15 protein-coding genes are annotated in these 15,946 nt (G+C 65.6%); 9 read left to right on the top strand and 6 right to left on the bottom strand.

Going from position 1 to position 15,946, the window contains the following annotated elements; translation table 11 throughout:
* Window positions 1–25: 25 nt before the first annotated feature.
* Window positions 26–1,471 carry a pyruvate kinase gene (gene pyk / locus BLQ71_RS15480; RefSeq protein ID WP_069207998.1) on the bottom strand — a complete coding sequence of 482 codons (1,446 nt, stop codon included), beginning with the start codon at window positions 1,469–1,471 and terminating at the stop codon, window positions 26–28.
* Window positions 1,472–1,631: 160 nt separating this feature from the next.
* Here pyk and BLQ71_RS15475 point away from each other — a divergent pair, with 160 nt between their 5' ends.
* From BLQ71_RS15475 to BLQ71_RS15450, 6 genes are all read left to right on the top strand, one after another.
* Entirely contained in the window at window positions 1,632–2,381 is a 750-nt protein-coding gene (locus BLQ71_RS15475; protein ID WP_074622361.1) for an N-formylglutamate amidohydrolase, read from the top strand.
* A gap of 5 nt (window positions 2,382–2,386) precedes the next feature.
* Window positions 2,387–2,701: a DUF1244 domain-containing protein gene (locus BLQ71_RS15470; protein WP_074622360.1), complete on the top strand. Its 315-nt coding sequence runs from the start codon at window positions 2,387–2,389 to the stop codon at window positions 2,699–2,701.
* Between the two features lie 136 nt (window positions 2,702–2,837).
* Window positions 2,838–3,770: a bifunctional riboflavin kinase/FAD synthetase gene (locus tag BLQ71_RS15465; RefSeq protein WP_074622359.1), complete on the top strand. Its 933-nt coding sequence runs from the start codon at window positions 2,838–2,840 to the stop codon at window positions 3,768–3,770.
* Window positions 3,767–4,237, top strand: coding sequence for a YcgN family cysteine cluster protein (locus BLQ71_RS15460; protein ID WP_074622358.1), 471 nt, complete (start codon window positions 3,767–3,769; stop codon window positions 4,235–4,237). Before BLQ71_RS15465 ends, BLQ71_RS15460 begins: the two co-directional genes overlap by 4 nt.
* Complete coding sequence (locus BLQ71_RS15455) at window positions 4,234–5,301, top strand: threonine aldolase family protein (protein ID WP_074622357.1); 1,068 nt, start codon at window positions 4,234–4,236, stop codon at window positions 5,299–5,301. Before BLQ71_RS15460 ends, BLQ71_RS15455 begins: the two co-directional genes overlap by 4 nt.
* 61 nt (window positions 5,302–5,362) lie before the next feature.
* Window positions 5,363–5,956 (top strand): 2-hydroxychromene-2-carboxylate isomerase, encoded by a 594-nt coding sequence (locus tag BLQ71_RS15450; RefSeq protein ID WP_074622356.1) that lies wholly within the window; start codon window positions 5,363–5,365, stop codon window positions 5,954–5,956.
* 31 nt (window positions 5,957–5,987) lie between these two features.
* On the opposite strand, the gene hspQ is transcribed toward BLQ71_RS15450, so the two are convergent.
* The gene (hspQ, locus tag BLQ71_RS15445; RefSeq protein WP_043142221.1) at window positions 5,988–6,314 is read right to left on the bottom strand and encodes a heat shock protein HspQ; all 327 of its coding nucleotides are present in this window, start codon (window positions 6,312–6,314) and stop codon (window positions 5,988–5,990) included.
* A 249-nt stretch (window positions 6,315–6,563) separates the two neighbouring features.
* Between hspQ and BLQ71_RS15440 the strand changes: the two genes are divergently transcribed.
* Window positions 6,564–7,157 (top strand): transglycosylase SLT domain-containing protein, encoded by a 594-nt coding sequence (locus BLQ71_RS15440; RefSeq protein ID WP_043142223.1) that lies wholly within the window; start codon window positions 6,564–6,566, stop codon window positions 7,155–7,157.
* A gap of 39 nt (window positions 7,158–7,196) precedes the next feature.
* On the opposite strand, the gene BLQ71_RS15435 is transcribed toward BLQ71_RS15440, so the two are convergent.
* From BLQ71_RS15435 to BLQ71_RS15420, 4 genes are all read right to left on the bottom strand, one after another.
* Complete coding sequence (locus BLQ71_RS15435; protein WP_074622355.1) at window positions 7,197–7,799, bottom strand: LolA family protein; 603 nt, start codon at window positions 7,797–7,799, stop codon at window positions 7,197–7,199.
* A 202-nt stretch (window positions 7,800–8,001) separates the two neighbouring features.
* Entirely contained in the window at window positions 8,002–11,148 is a 3,147-nt protein-coding gene (locus BLQ71_RS15430; RefSeq protein WP_074622354.1) for a DNA translocase FtsK, read from the bottom strand.
* A gap of 22 nt (window positions 11,149–11,170) precedes the next feature.
* Window positions 11,171–12,349 carry an aminotransferase class I/II-fold pyridoxal phosphate-dependent enzyme gene (locus tag BLQ71_RS15425; RefSeq protein WP_074622353.1) on the bottom strand — a complete coding sequence of 393 codons (1,179 nt, stop codon included), beginning with the start codon at window positions 12,347–12,349 and terminating at the stop codon, window positions 11,171–11,173.
* A gap of 140 nt (window positions 12,350–12,489) precedes the next feature.
* A complete protein-coding gene (locus BLQ71_RS15420) occupies window positions 12,490–13,818 on the bottom strand; it encodes an amidase (protein ID WP_074622352.1) in 1,329 nt (442 codons plus the stop codon).
* Window positions 13,819–13,866: 48 nt separating this feature from the next.
* Between BLQ71_RS15420 and BLQ71_RS15415 the strand changes: the two genes are divergently transcribed.
* A complete protein-coding gene (locus tag BLQ71_RS15415) occupies window positions 13,867–15,114 on the top strand; it encodes an FAD-dependent monooxygenase (protein ID WP_074622351.1) in 1,248 nt (415 codons plus the stop codon).
* Window positions 15,115–15,187: 73 nt separating this feature from the next.
* Entirely contained in the window at window positions 15,188–15,940 is a 753-nt protein-coding gene (locus BLQ71_RS15410; protein WP_069207989.1) for an SDR family NAD(P)-dependent oxidoreductase, read from the top strand.
* Window positions 15,941–15,946 lie beyond the last annotated feature (6 nt).

Below are 15,946 nucleotides of genomic sequence, written 5' to 3'. Positions count from 1 at the left end.
CCTGCCCCCTCTTGCAGGGGAAAGGTTATTCCGGATCGGTCGAAAAGATCAAACGCTCGTTGCAGGGGGCAACGCGCAGGATGTTGGTCGTTCCCGGCTGGTTGAAGGGCACGCCTGCGGTGACGACGATCTGGTCCTTTTCACCGGCATAGCCCTGCGCGCGCGCGGCACGGGCCGCGTTGACGACAGCCTGCTTGAACCGCTCCAGCTCTCCGGTCATGACGCATTGCGTGCCCCAGGTCAGCGACAGCCGGCGTGCGGCACCGGTCATCGGGGTCATGGCGATGATCGGCACGCGCGGACGTTCCCGCGCAACCAGGGCCGCAGTGGTGCCCGAGGAGGTAAAGCAGCAGATCGCCTTGATCTCTGTCGTCTCGGCGATCTCGCGCGCAGCGGCTACGATGCCGTCGGCGACAGAGGTCCGCACGGCGTTGCGCGAGGCCTCGATCACGTCGCGGTAGGTCGGGTCGCTCTCGACAGAGATGGCCACGTTGTTCATCGTGGTGACAGCTTCGATCGGGTACTGACCGGCGGCCGATTCCGCCGACAGCATGATGGCGTCGGTGCCCTCGTAGATGGCGCCGGACACGTCCGAGACCTCGGCCCGGGTCGGCATCGGGCTTTCGATCATGGATTCCAGCATCTGCGTCGCAACGATCACCGGCTTGGCGGCCGCGCGGCACTTGCGCACCAGGCGCTTCTGGATCGGCGGCACCGCCTGAACAGGCAGTTCGACACCCAGGTCGCCACGGGCGACCATGATCCCGTCCGAGACCTCCAGGATCTCGTCAAAAGCCTCGACCGCCGAGGGTTTCTCGATCTTCGAGATGATTGCCGCCCGGCCCCAGACCAGGCGCCGCGCCTCTTCGACGTCCTCGACCCGCTGGACAAAGGACAAAGCGATCCAGTCGACGCCCAGCCCGCAGGCAAATTCCAGGTCGCGGCGGTCCTTGTCGCTGAGCGCGGCAAGCGGCAGCACCACGTCGGGAACGTTCACGCCCTTTCGGTTGGAAATCGTGCCGCCCGCCTCGACGATGCAATTTGCGTGATCCTTGCCGCAGTCGGCCACTTTGAGGCGGATCTTGCCGTCATTGACCAGCAGGTGCGACCCGCCGCTGAGGGCGGCAAAGATCTCGGGGTGCGGCAGCTGCACGCGTGTCGCGTCACCCGGCGCTTCGTCCAGGTCCAACCGGAACTTCTGGCCCCACTCCAGCTCTTCCGAGCCGTTGGCGAACTCACCCACGCGCAGTTTCGGGCCCTGGAGGTCGGCAAGGATCGCGATCGGGCTGTCCAGGTCCTTTTCGACCTGCCGGATCATCTTGTGGCGTTCCTCGATTTCCTCGTGGGTGCCGTGGCTCATGTTCAGGCGAAAGACATCCGCTCCGGCCTCGTGCAGGGCCCGGATCATCTCGTAGGTGTTGGATGCGGGGCCAAGCGTGGCCACGATCTTGACGTTACGGTCGCGTTTCATGTCTTTCTCCCTGCCCGGTCGGCTGTGGTGGCCAGTCGCGTCCGCGTGTGCGCGCTGGCAAATGCAGTTGCGGCGTTACCGCTAACGGCGCCTGCTTTATCACGTATTTCCCTTTGCCGCGCAACTGGCATATGTGTAGCGGGCCAAAGACGACGAGACCATGACATATTCCCCCTGCCAGATCATCGGCGAAACCCGCCAGAGCCGGTTCCTGATCACCTGTGATCATGCCGCCAACATCGTGCCGCCCGATCTTGGCGGCTCTCTCGGCCTGCCGGTGTCGGACATGGCGCGCCACATTGCCTATGACGTGGGCGCCGCCGGTATGGCGCGGGAACTGGGTGAATTGCTGGATGCGCCGGTTGTGCTGTCGAATTTCTCACGCCTCGTGATCGACCCGAACCGGGGCGAAGACGACCCGACCCTGCTGATGAAGCTCTACGACGGTTCGGTGATCCCCGGCAACCGCCATGCGGACGCCGAGGAAAAGGAACGCCGCCTGAACGCCTATTACCGCCCCTATGATGCCGCTTTGGCGAAAATGGTGGCAGGGCGCGACGATGTGGCCATCGTGGCGATCCATTCCTTCACGCCGCAACTGCACGGACGCCCGCCCCGCCCCTGGCATGTCGGCGTGCTCCACGCCGCATGGGATGCGCGCCTGTCCGATCCGCTCATTGACATGCTGGAGGCGGAACCCGATCTGGTGGTGGGACGCAACCAGCCCTACCCCGGTCACCTGCCCGGCGATGCGATCGACCGCCACGCCCTTGGCGCAGGACGCCTGAACACGCTGATCGAGGTCCGCAACGACCTGATCGAGGAAGAGGTCGGCCAGCGACACTGGGCGGCGCGCCTGGCGCCGCTGCTGCAACAGGCGCTGGCCGCCGTGACGGAGAAAGAGGAGTGACAAAGATGGACGACCAAACCCGCATCGAGATCGAGGCCGCCGCCTTTCGCCGGCTGCGCCAGCACCTGATGGAAGACCGGCAGGACGTACAGAACATCGACATGATGAACCTGGCCGGCTTCTGCCGCAACTGCCTGAGCCGCTGGTACCAGGAGGCGGCGAACGAAAAGGGCATCGAGATGGGCAAGGAAGAGGCCCGCGAGGTCTACTACGGGATGCCCTATTCCGAGTGGAAGGCGCAGCACCAGACCGAGGCCGGGGCCGACAAGCAGGCCGCCTTCGAAAAGGCCTTCAAGGAAAACGTGACCGACAAGGGCTGAACCCGCCCGCAGTCGGACAGGATATTTGTGCGCCCGCGCGGCATCCGTGTGGGCGGCATCACAAATCGGGGCACGGGCGCCACGCCATGCCGGGGGATGCTTGCGCACGGGCGCGCGTGCCGGTAACGGGAAGCGCATGCGGATCGTTCACGACTATCAGTACACGCGGCCCGAAGATCAGGGTGCCAGCGTCGCCATCGGCAACTTTGACGGCGTCCACCTGGGCCACCAGGCGGTGATCGACCTCGCGCGCCGGTCGGCGCCGGGGGCGCCCCTTGGTGTGATGACGTTCGAACCGCATCCGCGCGAATACTTCGCCCCGGACTCTGCCCCCTTTCGCCTGATGAGCGCCGAGACCCGCGCCGCACGGCTTGAGAAACTTGGGGTCGAACGGCTGTACCAGTTGAATTTCAATACGGTACTGGCCTCGTTGACCCCGCGGGACTTCGCGGACCGGGTGATCCGCAAGGGGTTCGGCCTGGTCAACGTGGTGGTGGGCGCGGATTTCTGTTTCGGCAAGGGGCGCGCGGGCAATGTCGAAAGTCTGCAGGCCTTCGGCGAAGAAATGGGGTTTGGCGTGACGGTTGCTGACCTGTTGGAAACCGGCGGTGTACAGGTTTCGTCGACCGCGATCCGCGACGCGCTGTCCGACGGCCGCCCCCGCGATGCCGCGGCCCTGCTGGGTCACTGGCACCGGATCGAAGGCAAGGTGGTCGGCGGCGAACAGCGCGGGCGTGAGCTTGGCTATCCCACCGCGAACATGTCCATAGACGGGCTGCACCCGCCCCGGTTCGGCGTCTACGCCGTATTGGTGGACGTGCGCGACGGTCCGCACAAGGGCAGCTATCGCGGGGCCGCCAGCATCGGCGTCCGCCCGATGTTCAATGGCGAAGTGCCCAACATCGAAACCTATCTCTTCGACTTCACGGGCGACCTCTACGGTGCGACCCTGTCGGTCGGACTGGTCGAATACCTGCGGCCCGAGCTGAAATTCGACGGGCTTGAGGCGCTGATCACCCAGATGGACGCGGATTGCCTGAAAGCCCGCGAGATCCTGGCCGCCGAATGACAGATCCGATTGCCCGCACCGGCCTGACGCCGCGCTTCTGGGAGCGCAAGCGCCTTCAGGACATGTCGGACGCCGAGTGGGAGGCTCTCTGCGACGGATGCGGCAAGTGCTGCCTGAACAAGCTTGAGGACGAGGACACCGGGGAGGTGGCGCTGACCCGTGTCGCCTGCCGCCTGTTCGACGACAGCACCTGCCGCTGCTCCCAGTACGAGATCCGGCATCAGTTCGTGCCGGAATGCATCGTGTTGCGGCCCGCAAACATCGCCAAGAACCATTACTGGATGCCCGAGACCTGCGCTTACAAGCTGCTTTACGAGGGCAAGCCCCTTTACGATTGGCACCCCCTGATTTCTGGCACGCCCGACTCTGTTCATGATGCAGGCGTGTCGATGCGGGACGCCACGGTGCCCGAGTTCGAGGTCGATGAAGACGACTGGGAAGACCATATCATCGAGGAGCCGCTATGAATTTTGCGTCCGACAATGCCAGCCCGGTCCCGCAACAGGTCATTGACGTTCTGGCGCGGGTGAACAGCGGTTCGGCGGCAAGCTATGGCGCCGACGACGTGACGGCAGAAGTGGCGGACCGGGTCCGCGCCCTTTTCGAAGCCCCGGACGCGGCGGTCTATCTGGTGGCCACCGGCACCGCTGCGAATTCACTGTCGCTGGCCACGCTCTGCGCGCCGTTCCAGACGATCTTCTGCTCCGAGCACGCGCATATCCACGAGGACGAGTGCAACGCGCCCGAGTTCTACACCGGCGGCGCCAAGCTGACCCTTGTGCGCGGCGGCGACGTGATGACACCTGAGGCCCTGCGCAGCGCGATCCTGGGCGAGGGCAACCGCGGCGTGCACGGGCCACAGCGTGGGCCGGTCTCGATCACCAATGTGACCGAGGGCGGGAATGTCTACGCGCTGTCCGACATCGGGGCGCTGTGTGCGGTGGCACGGGAATACGGTTTGTCTGTGCACCTGGACGGGGCGCGCTTTGCCAATGCCTGTGTCAAGCTGGGCTGCACCCCGGCCGAAATGACCTGGAAGGCGGGCGTGGACATCGCCGTTTTCGGCGGCACCAAGAACGGTCTGATGGATGCCGAGGCGGTGGTGATCTTTGACCCAGAGGCACCCGCCAGCAGCGGCTTTACCCGGGCGCAGGAATTCGAACTGCGGGTGAAACGCGCGGGCCACCTCTATTCCAAGCACCGTTACGTCGCGGCCCAGATGCTGGCCTACCTTCAGGACGACCTGTGGCGCGACCTGGCTCAGCAGGCCAATGACCGCTGCGAGACCCTGGCCCGGGGGCTGCAGGACATGGGGCTGGAAATCGTGAACAAGACCCGCGCCAACATGCTGTTCTTTCGCGCGCCGCTGCGGGCGCACAAGGCGGCCCAGGCGGCGGGCGCGGTCTACGCGCTTTGGGGCAACCCGCCCGAGAAGGCCGATGAACCGGCGCTTGCGCGCCTGGTGTGCAACTGGTCCACGACCGAAGCCGAAATCACGGAATTCCTGAAGGTCATGCGCGCCGCCCTGTGACACGGGCTTCACAGCCCGTACCGCCTGCCGCTAGGCTGACCTCGCGGCAGGAGGATCTGACATGGCCAAACTCGATTTCTGGTATTCGATCGGCAGTACCTACAGCTATCTGACGGTCGCGCGGATGCGGGATTATGCGCGCGATCACGGGCTGCAGGTGACATGGCGCCCCTTTGACGTGCGCCGGATCATGATGGCCCAGAACAACATCCCCTTTCGCGACAAGCCGATCAAGACCGCCTACATGTGGCGCGACATGGAACGGCGGGCCGAGCTTTTCGGGCTACCGATCAATGTGCCCGCCCCTTACCCACTGCCCGACCTGCCGCTGGCCAACAAGATAGCGGTTCTGGGCATGACCGAAGGCTGGGGCGAGGATTACACGATAGAAACCTACCGCCGCTGGTTCGTCGACGGGAAGGAAGCGGGCAGCGATCCGAACCTGTCAGACAGCCTGCGGGCCGTGGGGCAGGACCCTGTCGCGGTGCTGGCCCGTGCCGCGGGCGAAGAAGGCACGGCTCTGCTGAGCGCGGAAACCGACAAGGCCGAGGCCCTGGGCATCTTCGGCAGCCCGTCTTTCGTTGCAGGGGAAGAATTGTTCTGGGGCGACGACCGCCTGGACGAGGCCGCCGCCTGGGCGGCAAAGGCGGGATGATCCCGTTCTCATCGCCGCGGGACGCCAGCCCTCAGTTCATCTGGAAGTGCAGCGCGTAAGACCCGTCCTCGAAGGCGCCGAAGAGATCGGGAATGTCCGGGTGATCTACCGGCTCGCCCGAGTAGTCGGCGACCAGGTTCTGTTCCGAGACATAGGCCACGTAAAAGCTCTGATCGTTTTCTGCCAGCAGGTGATAGAACGGCTGCTTCTTGGACGGGCGGCTGTCCTCGGGAATGGATTCGTACCATTCCTCGGTGTTCGAGAATTCGGGGTCGACATCAAACACCACGCCCCGGAAGGGGTGCTTGCGGTGGCGGACGACCTGACCCAGGTGATATTTCGCGCGATTGTGCAACATAACGAACCTCTTCCTGCCTCCTTGATACCGTTTCCGCCGGTGCCTTGTCCAACTTTCGCCTCAAATTGACGGGAAACACTCTGTGAAACACCCGCCAACAGTCCAGATCATAGGCCAAGGGCGCACTGGTCCCGATACCATGCCCCGCGACAGCGGTGACCCGCTGGACTGGAGGAAATGTGATTCCCTCGCCCGGCGCAATCAGCTAAAATGCCTTACAATAAAAAGACAAAGCGAGGCGAGTGGCAAATGAGCAGAGTCCTTCGCGCCTTGGTGATCGTGCTTCTTGCGGCCTCCTGTGGGGGTGGCGGCGGGTCTGGTACGTCTCCGCGCAACCTGGACAACGCCTGTTCGATTCTCGAACAGCGTCCCGGATATTACCGTGCCTTCCGCAGTGCCGAACGGCGCTGGGGTGTTCCCGTGCACGTTCAGATGGCAACGATCTACCAGGAGAGCAAGTTCGACAGCGATGCGCGAACCCCCTTCCGGTACAGCCTCGGCGTGATCCCGATCGGGCGTCAAAGCTCGGCCTTCGGGTACAGTCAGGCGCTGGACGGCACCTGGGACGAATACCTGGCCGACGCGGGCCGGCGCGGTGCGCGCCGAGACAACATCCGCGACGCAACCGATTTCATGGGCTGGTACATGGATCTGTCGCACAAGGAGCTGGGCATTCCGAAGTCGGACGCGCGGCGCCATTACCTTGCCTACCACGAGGGTCGCACGGGCTATCGCCGAGGCAGCTACAATGCCAAGTCCTGGCTGCTGCGGGTGTCGACACAGGTGGGCGAACGGGCGGTGCTCTACGAGCGGCAACTCAGGAATTGCCGCGCCGCACGGTAAGGAAAACGCGCGGCCCCGGGATGGGACCGCGCCACACCCTCAGCGCTTGAGCTTGGACAGTTCGCTTTCAATCGAGAAGACGCTGTTGGACAGGTTTGCCTGTTCCAGCCCGCCCAGGATCACCGTGGTCTGGCTACCGTTTCGGTCCGTGATGATCCATTGCCGCAACTCAACCGGTGCGCCAGTGAACTTCAGCTGGATTGTGCCATAATCCGGGTTGTCAGGGTCCTGCGCGGTGACGGTGGTCGCCGTGCCATCAAACCCATGCCCGACGACCATGCCGGCGCGGCTCAGGTCCACCTGGCGCGCAAGGATGATCGACAGCGGCGTCTGCCGCAGCGGATAGGTGTCCGGTCGGGCGCCCAGCTTGCGGTCAAGGATATAGACGGCCCCGGCGCTTGCCATGACCAGCGCCCGCTCTGGCGGGTTGTAATCGAAACGCACCTTGCCCGGCCGCTTGATCGCGATTTCGCCGGTCGAGATCGTGCCGTCGGAGTTGATCTGGGTGAAAGTGCCCGTGGCCGAGGTGATCGAGTTCAGGTAGCGCGAGATCTCGTTCAGCGACAGTTGCTGGGCGCTGGCGGGCAGCGCCGCAAGCGTGCCAAGGGCAATGAGACCTGCGGTGAAAGCTCTGCGGATCATGTGTTTCCTTCCTGCTCGGAATGCCCGCTGACATGGCACATCGCGCTGCGCTATGCGATAGCAGGCCTCTTGCAGGTCAATATCGGGGCGGAAAGCCGCCCCTTCAATGCCCTCGCACCCCATGCTTCTTCTCTGCAAAAATACTCCGGGTGTGAATGCGCCGCAGGCGCAGAGGGGGCCGCGCCCCCTCCCTGCCCCGGTCTCAGGCCTGTTCCGGCACCAGGATCTCGCGCTTGCCGACATGGTTGGCGGGGCTGACGACACCCTCGTCCTCCATCTGCTCGACCAGGCGCGCGGCCTTGTTGTAACCGATGCCCAGCTTGCGCTGGATGTACGAGGTCGAGCACTTGCGGTCCTTTATGACGATGGCCACGGCCTGATCATACAACGCATCCTCGCCACCGGTGTTCCCGCCGGTGTTCAGACCCAGCACCGCGTCGATGTTGTCGGCCTTTTCCTCGTCGGGGCCCGAGACGACGCCCCCCACATATTCCGGCGGGCCGAAGGCCTTGAGGTGGTTGACGATTTCCTCGACCTCTTCATCGGACACGAACGGCCCGTGGCAGCGGGTGATCTTGGCGCCCCCCGCCATGTAGAGCATGTCGCCCATGCCCAGCAGCTGTTCGGCCCCCATTTCGCCAAGGATTGTCCGGCTGTCGATCTTGGAGGTCACCTGGAAAGAGATCCGGGTGGGGAAGTTCGCCTTGATCGTGCCGGTGATGACATCGACCGAGGGCCGCTGCGTGGCCATGATGAGGTGGATGCCCGAGGCTCGCGCCATCTGCGCCAGACGCTGGATGCAGGCCTCGATCTCTTTCCCCGCGACCATCATCAGGTCGGCCATCTCGTCGACGATGACGACGATATAGGGCATTTTCTTCGGTTCGAATTCCTCGGTCTCGAAGACGGGTTCGCCGGTGTCGTCGTCAAAGCCGGTCTGGACCGTGCGGCTGAACATCTCGCCCTTGCCCAGCGCGTCCTCGACGCGGCTGTTGTAGCCGTCGATGTTGCGGACGCCCATCTTGGACATCTTGCGGTAACGATCTTCCATCTCGCCCACGACCCATTTCAGGGCCACGACCGCCTTTTTCGGATCGGTCACGACCGGGGACAGAAGGTGCGGGATGCCGTCATAGACGCTGAGTTCCAGCATCTTGGGGTCGATCATCACCAGCCGCAGGTCCTCGGGCGTCAGCTTGTAAAGCAGCGACAGGATCATGGTGTTGATGGCGACGGACTTACCGGAACCGGTGGTCCCCGCGATCAGCAGGTGAGGCATCTTGGCCAGGTTCGCCACCAGAGGCTCGCCACCGATGTTCTTGCCCAGCGCCAGCGGCAGCTTGTGCTTGCCGTCGCCATAGTCGCGGCCCGCCAGGATCTCGCGGAAGGAAACCATCTCGCGGTTGTCGTTGGGCAGTTCGATCCCGATCACGCTGCGCCCCGGCACGGTCGAGACGCGGGCAGAGAGGGCCGACATGGAACGCGCGATGTCGTCGGCAAGGCCGATGACGCGGCTGGCCTTGAGACCCGGCGCGGGTTCAAGTTCGTACATGGTGACAACCGGGCCGGGGCGGACGCTGACGATCTCGCCCTTGACGCCGTAGTCGTCCAGCACGGTTTCCAGCATCCGTGCGTTTTCCTCGAGCGCCTCGTCGGAGAGGACGTGACGCTCGATCTTGTCCGGAGACATGAGCAGCGAGAGCGGCGGCAATTCGTATTCCGGCCCATCATCGTCGAAACGCAGCTGGGGCTGGGCCTCTGCTTGGGCGCGTTTCGAGGGCTGCACGGGCTTGCGCACCGGCTGTTGAACAACCTTCTTGGGTTCCGGCAGCGGCACGGCGGCGCGCGGTTGCGGTGCAGACTGCGGGGCAGGCTCGGGCTGGTAGTCGTCGCTCAGCACCTCGGCTTCGTCGGCGTAGTCGTCGTCAAAGCCATTCTGGTCGCCATAGTCGTCGAAATCGCTGAGGTCAGAGTAGAGTTCGGCATCGACCTCGGGTTCCGCGGCAGGGGCACGGGGCAGGACGCGCGGCGCCGGTTCGGAAACCTCCTCGGCACTTGGTGCGGTCCGGGGGGCCGGCGCAGCGGCAGGCGCGGGGACCGGATCAGCGGCGGTCAGGCGCGGCTCGGGCGGCAGAGGGCGGTCCGCCGCGGTCAGCGGCGGTTCCGGCGGCAGCGCGGGCTGGCGCGGCGTGTCGCGGAAGACGATGGGCTGCGGGCCGTATCCGCGTCCCTTGGTCAGCGGCTTGTCGGCCATGATGCCCGGCGTCTGACGGCCCGGCAGCACCGTGCTGCGGGATTTCACCGCACGGGCGATCTTGGCCCGGATGCGGTCCTCTCCAGGGACATCGACGTCATGGTCGATCAGTTCCTCGACCAGCTCGGGTTCGGGCAGCGGATCAGGGTCCGCCCGGCGGATCATGCGCGACAGAAAGCCCTGTTTCTCGGGCTGCGGCATGGGCGCCTCTTCCAGGATGTCCTCGTCGGGGTCGTAGAACCCGGCCTCGGGCGACGGCGGCACGCCCATGTCGGCGCGCAGCACGCGCGAGGCAGAGGGCACGGCGGCAGGCGCCGGTTCGGCGCTGGCAACAAGATCGGCCTCTTGTGCGGCTTCGGCGGCGGCGGCGCGCCGCTCGGCCCGGGCGGCGCGACGTTCGGCACTGGCGGCCTGCATCCGCTGTGCCACGGTCATGGTACCGTTGGCCCCGCGGCCCATCAGGCGCACCAGCGTGGCGTAGGTCATGACCACACTGACCAGAAGGAAGCGGCCCAGCGATTTCAATTCCTCACGGGTAAAGCCCAGCACGAAGGCGCCCAGCGCAAGGATGCCCGCGCCCAGCCCCAGCTGCATGATCTTCAGTCCCGTGCCCGGGGCAAAGGGCAGCACGTTGAGGGCCGAACCCATCATCATGTCACCGAACAGACCGCCAAGGCCAAAATGATGCGTCCATCCGGCGGACTCGTGCAGGCCCGAGGCATAGACCGCACAAAGCGCCACCCAGATGGGCGAGAAGATCAGGCAGGAAAAGGCGCGGCCATTGCCCTGGTGCAGGGCCAGGCGGACACCCCAGGCCAGGAAAACGGCGGCCAGCGCCCAGGCCCCCAGGCCAATGATCATGAACAGCGGCGCAGCGACATAGGCCCCAAGGCGTCCCATCCAGTTCTGCACCGGCGCATCGGTGGCCGAAAGCCACGAGGGATCATCCGGCGTATACGAGGCGATCATGGCCGCCACCATCAGCCCCAGCGCGACCAGCGCCAGCCCGATCAGCTCGCGACCCCGCTTTTCCAGCGTCGCGGCGGTATTGGTGTCGAACAGGGGATCACGCCCCCTTGCCTGGAAAGATGCCATCTTCGCCTCGTCTTTTTCTTTATTATGTGAACAGGCAGTCCCGGATCCGGGTCAGCCCATCCCTTGTCTCGTCCTGGGGCGCGACAAGCGCCGCGCGGATGTACCCCTGCCCCGGGTTTCCATCCGCCGTGTCGCGCGACAGGTAGGCGCCGGGCAGTACCCGGACACCGGTTTCCGTCCACAGTTTGAACGTCGCGGCCTCGCCATCCTTGACCGGCAGCCAGACGAACATGCCCGCCTGCGGGGACATGTAGCCCGGGACATTGCCCAGGATCTCGTCCGCCAGGGCGTATTTCTGCGCCCAGAGCACGCGGTTCTCGCGCACATGCGCCTCATCCGTCCACAGCGCCTCTGACACATGTTGCAGCGGCAGCGGCACCGGAGCGCCGGAATAGGCACGCAGCTGGCGCAGGCGCGCGATGCTTTCGGGGCCGCCGGCCACGAAGCCCGAGCGCAGCCCCGGCAGGTTGGAACGTTTCGACAGCGAATGCAGCGACAACACCCGTTCGGGATGCGCGCCCATCGCCGCCGCCACCTCGAGCGCGCCGGTAGGCGGCGTGTCGTGGTAAAGCTCGGCGTAGCATTCATCGGCCACGATCTGAAAGTCGTGTTTTTCGGCCAGGCCAATCAACTCGCGCCAATAGGCCTCGTCCGCCATGACGCCTTGCGGGTTGGCGGGCGAACAGATGTAGCAGAGCGCGGTTCGGTCCAGCACCTCGGGCGGCAGGCCCGCGTAGTCCGGCAGGTGGCCGGTCTCGGCGGTGGCGGGGGTAAAGACTGGCTCTGCCCCCACGGAAATCGCCGAGATCATGTAGACTTGGTAGAACGGGTTGGGCATCAGCACCGCCGGGCGCTGCCCCCTCTTCTGCTCGGGGCAGAGCGCCATGCCGATGTTGTACAGCCCCTCGCGCGTGCCGTTCAGGTTCATGACCTGGGTCGCCGGGTCCATCGTCACGCCATAGCGCCGGTTCAGCCAGTTCGAGATGGCCGCGCGCAGCTCTGCCGTGCCCTCGTTCGGCGGGTAACGCCCGAAATCGGCGACGTGGCGCGCGATGATCTCGGAGATCCAGGCCGGAAACGGGTGTTTTGGCTCTCCGATGGACATGTGCAGCACGGGACCGCCCGGATCATGGTGATCCAGCAGCGCGCGCAGGCGCGGGAACGCATAGGCCGGTAGGTTCGAAAACCGCTCGGGGAACATCGTGACTGCCTCAATAAGTAGCGGGATCATTCGCGTGCCCCGCGTTTGTCCGCAGGATACGGAAAAACGGGGGGTTCTGTCCAGAATCAAGGACCTGCAGGGGGGCGATGTGGCGCCAAAGTCGCAGTGGCGCGAAATCCTCAGGCCATTGCGGCCTCGGCGGCGCTGGCGATCCGCAACAGGTGATGTTCGCCCATCGGCGTCCCCATCAAGGAGATGCCGCAGGACGGGATGCCCGTGGGCAGGGTGACGATGGCGCCGCCGATCAGGTTGCCGATCCGCGTGTTGCGCAGGGTACGCAGGTTGGCCTGCACATAGGTCTCGCCCAGTTCCATCAGGGTTTCGACCTTTTCCGGCAGGTTCGGCGCGGTTGGACAGAGCACCGCATCATAACCTGCCGTCACCTCGGCCCAGCGGGCGCGCATGGCGTGCACGGTCTTCCATGCGGCGATGAAATCCGCGGCGGAATGCGCGGCGCCTGCCTCGAATCGCTCGCGGATGGGGGCGAACATGACATCGGGTTGGGCCGTGATCTCGTCGCGCCAGGTGGCCCAGGCCTCGGAGGTGTAGAGCATGGCCGACTGTTCATGCGGCGTGATGATCTCGGGGAAATCCAGGTCTTCGATGATGGCACCGGCGGCGCGCAGCTTGTCCAGCGCAAGGGCATAAGCCTGCGCCGGGGCCGGGTCGAGGTCGTCCATCACCACGGTCTGCAGCGCGGCAAAGCGGCGCCCCTTCAGGCTGGTGCCGCGCAGATCAGGCGCAGGTGCGCCTTCGAGCGCCGACAGCATCAGGGCCGCATCCTCGACCGAGCGGCACAGCGGGCCGACCGTGTCGAAACTGGCGATCAACGAGACCGCGCCCTTCAGGCTGAGCCGGCCCGAGGTGGTCTTGAGCCCCACGAGGTCATTCCAGCAGGCGGGCAGGCGGACAGATCCACCGGTGTCCGACCCGACGCTCGACGGCGCCAGCCCAAAGGCGACAGAGGCCGCGGCGCCAGAGGACGATCCGCCCGCCACCGCGTCGGGATCGTTCACGCAGGGCGCGGTGGCCGTCACCGGGTTCAGACCAAGGCCGGAAAAGGCCAGTTCGGACAGGTGGGTCTTGCCCAGGCAGACAAGACCGTTCTGCGTCGCGGTCCGCAGCACCTCGGCGTCGCGGGCGGGGATGCGCCCAGCCAACAGGGCAGAACCGGCTTCCGTCACCGTGCCGGCAGTGTCATAGAGATCTTTCCAGCTGATCGGCACGCCGTCCAGCGGATGCACCCGCAGGCCCAGCTCGGCGCGGGTTTTCGCCGCGGCAGCCTCGGCCAGAGCGCGGTCCGGGGTCAGCCGGGCATAGATCCGGTCACGCAGGGGGTGCGCGTTGATTTCATTCAGGAAATACTCGGTCAGCGCGACCGGGTCGATCTCTTTCCTGCCAATGCCGCGTCCCAGGTCCGCGGCACTCATCTCTGTCCAATTCGTCATTCTTGTCTTCCCTGTCCTCGCGCGGCGACGGTAGCGGCAGGCGGGCGCATGGACAATCCCGTGCGCACGTCCATATTGCGCCGCATGGAACATGACCTGATCATAGTCGGTGGCGGCTTGAACGGCCCCGCCCTTGCCCTTGCCGCCGCGCAGGCCGGGCTGAGCAGTTGCGTGGTGGATGCCCTGCCACTGGACACGCGCGAGGCCGAGGATTTCGATGGCCGCTCATACGCGCTGGCGCGGTCGTCGCAACGGATGCTGGACCGGCTGGGGATCTGGGGGGCGCTGGCCGATCACGCCCAGCCGATGAACGAGATCAAGGTCTCGGACGGGCGGGTGGGCGATGCAGGCGTCTTCCTTGGCCTGCATTTCGACAGCGCCGAGATCGAGGACGGCCCGATGGGCTACATGATCGAGGACCGTTACCTGCGCCGCGCCCTGCTGGCCGCGCTGGCGGGTTCGGACCTGATCGAACATCGCGCCGAAAGCCTTGTCACCGCGCAAGAGGTGACTCCCGAGGGCGCGGCGGTCACGCTGGCGGATGGTACGGTGCTGCGCGGGCGCCTGATCGTGGGTGCGGACGGGCAGAAAAGCGGTGTCGCGCGCCGGGCGGGTATCCGGCGCATGGGCTGGAGCTATGGCCAGACCGCACTGGTCTGCGCCATTGCGCACGAAGAACCGCATCACGGCGTGGCACACCAGTTGTTCCTGCCCGCCGGACCGCTGGCCATCCTGCCGCTGACCGGCAACCGCTCCAGCATCGTCTGGAGCGAGACCGACGCGCGAGCCAAGGCGATCAACGCGCTACCCGACGAGGACTACCTGCAGGTGCTGCGCCCGCGGTTCGGCGATTTCCTCGGCGAGATCTCCCTTGCCGGAGCGCGGTTCACCTATCCGCTGACACTGTCACTGGCGCGGGCCTTCGTGGCGGACAGGGTGGCGCTGGTGGGCGACGCGGCGCACAGGATGCACCCGATCGCGGGCCAGGGCCTGAACGCGGGGCTGCGCGACGTGGCGGTTCTGGCACATGTGATCACACATGCGGCAAGGCGCGGCGAGGACATCGCGGCGCCGGGTGTGCTGGACCGCTACACGCAGTGGCGGCGGTTCGACACGGCGACGCTGGCTGCCTCCACCGACCTGTTCAACCGGCTGTTTTCCAACGACAACCCGCTATTGCGGGCCGCGCGCGACATTGGCATGGCGGCGATCAACGCGGCGCCGGGCCTGCGCCGCGGCTTTATCCGCGAGGCGGCCGGTCTGACCGGCGATCTGCCGGACCTGATGCGGACCTGACACGTTTCTGACGGGGCTTCCCCCCGATCTGCGGGCTGCCTAGAGTGCGCGGCAGAAGATCGGGAGGACATCAATGGACAAGAAATGCGCAATCGTCACCGGCGCCGCGCGCGGCATCGGACTGGCCACGGCGGACCTCTTCCTGGAGAACGGCTGGCAGGTGGCGATGCTGGACCGCGACGGGGACGAGTTGCTGAAACAGACCGCCACGCGAAAGAACGTGCTGCCACTGGTACGCGACGTGTCGAACCCGCAGGACGTGGCGGCGATGGTGCGCGAAGCGCATGGCTGGGCGGGACGCATAGACGCGCTGATCAACAATGCCGGCGTGGCCGAGTTCGGCCCCATCGAGGACTGCGACTTCGAGATGTGGCGGCGCGTGATGGAAACCAACCTGGACGGTGTTTTCCTCTGTTCGCAGGCGGTGGCGCCCTACCTCAAGGAAACTCAGGGGGCCATCGTCAACATCGCCTCGATCAGCGGGCTGCGCGCCTCGACGCTGCGGGTGGCCTATGGCACTTCGAAGGCCGCGGTCGTCCACCTGACCAAGCAGCACGCCGCCGAGCTGGGTGAATTCGGCATTCGCGTGAACTGTGTGGCGCCGGGCCCGGTCAAGACAAAGCTGTCGATTGCCGTGCACAGCCCCGAGATCATCCAGGCCTACCACGACTCGATCCCGCTGAACCGTTACGGCAGCGAGCGCGAACTGGCCGAGGTGATCGTCTTTCTCGCCTCGGAAAAGGCATCCTATGTCAGCGGGCAGATCGTGGCAGTGGATGGCGGGTTCGATTCCACGGGCGTGGGCCTGCCGGCCCTGCGGGCCTGAGCACGA

This window comes from Antarctobacter albus, assembly GCF_900101505.1.
Classification (GTDB): Bacteria; Pseudomonadota; Alphaproteobacteria; order Rhodobacterales; family Rhodobacteraceae; genus Antarctobacter; species Antarctobacter albus.
This window is presented reverse-complemented; position numbering and strand designations above follow the sequence as displayed.

Coding starts and splice junctions, on each gene's coding strand:
- pyk (WP_069207998.1), bottom strand. CDS start 1,471: ATGAAACGCGACCGTAACGTCAAGATCGTGGCCACGCTTGGCCCCGCA.
- BLQ71_RS15475 (WP_074622361.1), top strand. CDS start 1,632: ATGACATATTCCCCCTGCCAGATCATCGGCGAAACCCGCCAGAGCCGG.
- BLQ71_RS15470 (WP_074622360.1), top strand. CDS start 2,387: ATGGACGACCAAACCCGCATCGAGATCGAGGCCGCCGCCTTTCGCCGG.
- BLQ71_RS15465 (WP_074622359.1), top strand. CDS start 2,838: ATGCGGATCGTTCACGACTATCAGTACACGCGGCCCGAAGATCAGGGT.
- BLQ71_RS15460 (WP_074622358.1), top strand. CDS start 3,767: ATGACAGATCCGATTGCCCGCACCGGCCTGACGCCGCGCTTCTGGGAG.
- BLQ71_RS15455 (WP_074622357.1), top strand. CDS start 4,234: ATGAATTTTGCGTCCGACAATGCCAGCCCGGTCCCGCAACAGGTCATT.
- BLQ71_RS15450 (WP_074622356.1), top strand. CDS start 5,363: ATGGCCAAACTCGATTTCTGGTATTCGATCGGCAGTACCTACAGCTAT.
- hspQ (WP_043142221.1), bottom strand. CDS start 6,314: ATGTTGCACAATCGCGCGAAATATCACCTGGGTCAGGTCGTCCGCCAC.
- BLQ71_RS15440 (WP_043142223.1), top strand. CDS start 6,564: ATGAGCAGAGTCCTTCGCGCCTTGGTGATCGTGCTTCTTGCGGCCTCC.
- BLQ71_RS15435 (WP_074622355.1), bottom strand. CDS start 7,799: ATGATCCGCAGAGCTTTCACCGCAGGTCTCATTGCCCTTGGCACGCTT.
- BLQ71_RS15430 (WP_074622354.1), bottom strand. CDS start 11,148: ATGGCATCTTTCCAGGCAAGGGGGCGTGATCCCCTGTTCGACACCAAT.
- BLQ71_RS15425 (WP_074622353.1), bottom strand. CDS start 12,349: ATGTTCCCCGAGCGGTTTTCGAACCTACCGGCCTATGCGTTCCCGCGC.
- BLQ71_RS15420 (WP_074622352.1), bottom strand. CDS start 13,818: ATGACGAATTGGACAGAGATGAGTGCCGCGGACCTGGGACGCGGCATT.
- BLQ71_RS15415 (WP_074622351.1), top strand. CDS start 13,867: ATGGACAATCCCGTGCGCACGTCCATATTGCGCCGCATGGAACATGAC.
- BLQ71_RS15410 (WP_069207989.1), top strand. CDS start 15,188: ATGGACAAGAAATGCGCAATCGTCACCGGCGCCGCGCGCGGCATCGGA.